5 protein-coding genes are annotated in these 4,631 nt (G+C 71.6%); 1 reads left to right on the top strand and 4 read right to left on the bottom strand.

Annotation, left to right across the window (positions count from 1 at the left end; all coding sequences use genetic code 11):
- Window positions 1-318: 318 nt before the first annotated feature.
- Window positions 319-1,335: a GlxA family transcriptional regulator gene (locus ACZ7HT_RS36835; protein ID WP_471174110.1), complete on the bottom strand. Its 1,017-nt coding sequence runs from the start codon at window positions 1,333-1,335 to the stop codon at window positions 319-321.
- Window positions 1,336-1,410: 75 nt separating this feature from the next.
- On the opposite strand from ACZ7HT_RS36835, the gene ACZ7HT_RS36830 reads away from it, so the two are divergent.
- A complete protein-coding gene (locus ACZ7HT_RS36830) occupies window positions 1,411-1,998 on the top strand; it encodes a cysteine hydrolase family protein (RefSeq protein WP_471174108.1) in 588 nt (195 codons plus the stop codon).
- An 18-nt stretch (window positions 1,999-2,016) separates the two neighbouring features.
- Here ACZ7HT_RS36830 and proC read toward each other — a convergent pair whose 3' ends face one another.
- The 3 genes from proC to ACZ7HT_RS36815 all read right to left on the bottom strand — a co-directional run bounded on the left by proC (window position 2,017) and on the right by ACZ7HT_RS36815 (window position 4,481).
- Entirely contained in the window at window positions 2,017-2,826 is an 810-nt protein-coding gene (gene proC, locus ACZ7HT_RS36825; protein WP_471174106.1) for a pyrroline-5-carboxylate reductase, read from the bottom strand.
- An 84-nt stretch (window positions 2,827-2,910) separates the two neighbouring features.
- Window positions 2,911-3,648, bottom strand: a complete 738-nt coding sequence (locus ACZ7HT_RS36820) for an ABC transporter permease (RefSeq protein WP_471174104.1) — start codon at window positions 3,646-3,648, stop codon at window positions 2,911-2,913.
- Entirely contained in the window at window positions 3,645-4,481 is an 837-nt protein-coding gene (locus tag ACZ7HT_RS36815) for an ABC transporter ATP-binding protein (RefSeq protein WP_471174102.1), read from the bottom strand. Before ACZ7HT_RS36815 ends, ACZ7HT_RS36820 begins: the two co-directional genes overlap by 4 nt.
- Window positions 4,482-4,631: the final 150 nt, after the last annotated feature.

Below are 4,631 nucleotides of genomic sequence, written 5' to 3'. Positions count from 1 at the left end.
GGGCCCTTCCGGCGGTTCCGACTCTATCAGATCCTTTCGGCGTCTGATTCCCAGTCAGCGGGGTTTGTCTTTCCGGCTGTTGGGCCGTTCCGACGAGTGAGACTTTAGCGGATTCCTGCCCTCCGACGCTAATCGGGCGGCTCGCGCTCAGACCTTCGAACGCGGATTCCTCATTTCGCAAGAACGCACGGAAAGCGCGACGGCACGACAAAGCGCCGTCAGTTTCAGTGGATCTTGCGGAATCGCTGTCCGGGGCCGACCGGAGTCGGTGCTCACGTCGGACAACTCGGAGAACCTTACGGATCGGGGGGTGGCGTGTCAACCCTGGTCCGTGGGGGTTCCTCTGCCCGGGTGACGGAAGGCGTTCCGGTAGTCGCGGGGGCTGGTGCCCAGGTGGGAGGCGAAGTGCTGGCGCATGGTGACCTCGCTGCCGAAGCCCGCGCGGCGGGCCACCTCGGGGAGGGGGTGGTCGGTCCGTTCGAGGAGCTTCTGGGCTGCCGCCACGCGCTGGGTGATGAGCCAGTGGAGGGGGGTGGTGCCGGTCGTCGCCTGGAAGTGGCGGGCGAAGGAGCGGGGGGACATGCCGGCGACGGCGGCCAGGCTCGCGACGGTGTGAGGGTCGGCGAGGTGGGCCAGGGCGTGGGCCCGTACGGCTGCGAGGGCGTCGGCGTCGCGGTCGGCGCGGGGCGTGGGGTGCTCGATGAACTGTGCCTGGGTCCCCGTACGGAAGGGGGCCGTGACCATCGAGCGGGCGACGGTGGCTGCCGCCTCCGCTCCATGGGCGGCGCGGATCAGGTGGAGGCAGAGGTCGATGCCCGCGGCGGTGCCGGCCGAGGTCCAGATGCCGGTGTCCTCGACGAAGAGCGCGTCGGGTTGGACCTGGACGGCGGGGTGGAGGGCGGCCAGGGTCCCGGCGAGGTGCCAGTGGGTGACGGCGCGGCGGCCGTCGAGGAGCCCGGCGCGGGCGAGGACGAAGGCGCCGGCGCAGAGCGAGGCGACCGGGATGCCGGCGGCGTGGGCGCGGCGGAGGGCGTCGAGGACGGGGGCCGGGAGGTCGGCGTAGGGGTCCTCGATGCCGGGGACGACGACCAGGTCGGTGGGGGTGAGCTCGTCGAGCCAGGTGAGCGGGCGGTCGGGGGTGAGGGTGAGGCCGCCGCGCAGGGGGATGGGGGTGTCCGGGTCGGCGGCGGTTCTGCGGAGTTCGAAGGGCGGGACGCCGCGGAGGGTGCGGTCGCTGTCCCAGACCTCGATGATGACGGAGACGTCGAAGGCGCGGATGCCGGGGAAGGCGACGAGGGCGATGCGCTGGGGGCGTGGTGTGGGTGTCTGCGGCACGGTTGGCAGTAAAACATCGATCGCTGGCTTTTGCCCCTCTGGGACGCGGGGGCCGGTGGCGGGAGGATCGTCGTCATGGAGATCAACGAGAACGCGGCGCTGGTGGTCATCGACGTACAGAAGGGCTTCGAGTCGGAGTTCTGGGGCCGGCGGGACAACCCGGACGCCGAGCGGAACATCGCGGCTCTGATCGACGTGTGGCAGGAGACGGGGCGGCCGGTCGTCTTCGTACGGCACGACTCGCCGCGGGCGGGGTCGCCGCTGGAGCCGGGGACCGAGGGCAACGAGTTCAAGGACTTCGTCGAGGAGCGGCGGGGGAAGGGCTCGGGGCCGGAGCTGTTCGTCACGAAGTCCGTGAACTCCGCCTTCTACGGGGAGCCCGATCTGGACGCCTGGCTGAAGGGGGCCGGGGTCGAGCAGTTCGTGGTGGTGGGGATCCAGACCAACATGTGCAACGAGACCACCGCGCGGATGGGCGGGAACCTCGGGTACGACGTGCTGTTCGCGATCGATGCCATGCACACCTTCGACCTGGCCGGGCCGTTCGAGTGGACGCAGACGGCGGAGGAGCTGACCCGGGCGACGGCGGTGTCGCTGCACGGCGGGCGGTTCGCCCGGGTCGTGACCACGGAGGACGTGGTGAAGGGTGCCTCGGCCGCGTGAAGCCGGGGACGTGATCGCTCAGCTGTTGCCGGAGGCGAGCTCGCGGCTGCGGTCGCGGGCCGCTTCCAGTGCGGCGATCAGGGCGGCGCGTACGCCGTGGTTCTCCAGCTCGCGGATGGCGCTGATGGTGGTGCCGGCGGGTGAGGTGACGGCCTCGCGGAGCTTGACCGGGTGCTCGCCGCTGTCGCGGAGCATCACGGCGGCGCCGATGGCGGCCTGGACGATGAGGTCGTGGGCCTGGGCGCGGGGCAGGCCGAGGAGGATGCCGGCGTCGGTCATGGCCTCGACGAGGAAGTAGAAGTACGCGGGGCCCGAGCCGGAGAGGGCGGTGGCGGCGTCCTGCTGGGACTCGGGGACGCGGAGGGTCTTGCCGACGCCGCCGAAGATCTCCTCCGTGTGGGCGAGGTGGTCGGGGGTGGCGTGGCTGCCGGCCGAGATGACGGACATGCCCTCGTCGACGAGTACGGGCGTGTTCGGCATGACGCGGACGACGGGGGTGCCGGTGGTGAGGCGGTCCTCGATGAAGGACGTGGGGATGCCCGCCGCCGCGCTGATGACCAGGCGGTCGGCGGTGACGTGCGGGGCGAGCTCGTCGAGGAGGCGGCCCATGTCCTGCGGTTTGACGGCCAGGATGAGGGTGTCGGCGCGCTTGGCGGCCTCGGCGTTGGTGACGGTCTCGACGCCGTAGCGGGTGTGGAGTTCCTCGGCGCGCTCGGCGCGGCGGGTGGTGACCAGGAGATTGGTGGGGCGCCAGCCGGCGCGGATCATGCCGCTGAGGAGCGCTTCACCGATCTTGCCGGTGCCGAGGACTGCGACGGTCTGGGTCATGGGTCTGTTCACCTCGCCGGAGGGGGCCTTTTCGACATCCTTTCACCGGTGGGGGTCGGGATGCGTGGAGTGTCCGAGGGGCGGTCAGGCGGTGCGGCGGCGGAGGGTGGCCGCGCCGAGGCCGAGGACGAGGACGGCGCAGCCCGCGACGACGAGGGCATCGCGGACGAAGGCGGTGGTCATGTCGGGGTGGCGGAGGACCTCGTTCATGCCGTCGACGGCGTACGACATGGGCAGGACGTTCGAGAGCGCCTCCAGGGCCGGGGCCATCCGGTCGCGCGGGGTGAACAGGCCGCAGAGCAGGATCTGCGGGAAGATCACGGCCGGCATGAACTGGACGGCCTGGAACTCGGACGCGGCGAAGGCGGAGACGAAGAGGCCGAGGGCGGTGCCGAGGAGGGCGTCGAGCAGGGCCACCAGGAGCAGGAGCCAGGGGGAGCCGACGACGTCGAGGCCGAGGAACCAGACGGCGAGGCCGGTGGCCAGGACGGACTGGAGGACGGCGACGAGCCCGAAGGCGAGGGCGTACCCGGCGATGAGGTCGGCCTTGCCGAGGGGCATGGCGAGGAGGCGTTCCATGGTGCCGGAGGTGCGTTCCCGGAGGGTCGCGATGGAGGTCACCAGGAACATCGTGATGAGCGGGAAGATGCCGAGGAGCGAGGCGCCGATGTTGTCGAAGGTGCCCGGGCTGCCGTCGAAGACGTAGCGGAGCAGGAAGAGCATCAGGCAGGGGACGAGGAGCATCAGGGCGATCGAGCGCGGGTCGTGGCGCAGCTGGCGCAGGACGCGGGCGGCGGTGGCGAGGGTGCGGTTCGCGTTCACGGGCGGTGCTCCTGCTCTTCGGCGGCGGCGTGGGCGGCGGCGTGGGCGGCGGCGGCTTGGGCGGCTGCGCGTTCGTTCGCCGCGTCTACGAGGTGCAGGAAGGCTTCTTCGACGGTGGCCGTGTCGTTGCGGCGGCGGAGGTCGTCGGGGGTGTCCTCGGCGAGGATCTCGCCCTCGCGCATGAGGAGCAGGCGGTGGCAGCGCTCGGCCTCGTCCATCACGTGGGAGGAGATGAGGAGGGTGGTGCCCCGGTCGGCGGCGATCCGGTGGAAGAGGTTCCAGAGGTCGCGGCGGAGGACGGGGTCGAGGCCGACCGTGGGCTCGTCGAGGACGAGGAGCTCCGGGGTGCCGAGGAGGGCGACGGCGAGGGAGACGCGGCTGCGCTGGCCGCCGGAGAGCCGGCCGGCGAGGGCGTCCGCGTGGTCGGTGAGGTCGACGTCCTCGACGGCCCGGGCGACGGCGGCGCGGCGGTCGTGGCGGTGGGCGCGGCCGGGGAGCAGGACGGCGGCGAAGTAGTCGAGGTTCTGGCGGACGGTGAGGTCGTCGTAGACGGACGGGGCCTGGGTGACGTAGCCGATGCGGGAGCGGAGGGCGGGGTCGCCGGCGGGGCGGCCGAGGACCTGGAGGGTGCCGGTGACCTTGGCCTGGGTGCCGACGATGGCGCGCATGAGGGTGGTCTTGCCGCAGCCGGAGGGGCCCAGGAGGCCGGTGACCTGGCCGGTCGGGACGGTGAAGTCGATGCCGCGGAGGACTTGGCGGTCGCCTCGGGTGGTGGTGAGGCCTGCCGCGATGACTGCCGCCTGTTCGGGCTCACCCGCCGAGTAATTCACCATGTGATGAATAGTGGGCCCAGGGATGCGGGGCGTCAAGGACCCGGGCGTGCGGAGACTAAAGCGTGTTGCAGAAGGCTGCGTGGCGGGCATTTCCCGTGTATGCGTGGGGTGTTGAGGGCTGAGCCGTTGTGGGTGGAGACGTTCACGGGT

This window comes from Streptomyces sp. NPDC037410, assembly GCF_055602235.1.
Note: the sequence above shows the minus strand (reverse complement) of the source record. Positions and strands in the feature narration are given on the sequence as shown.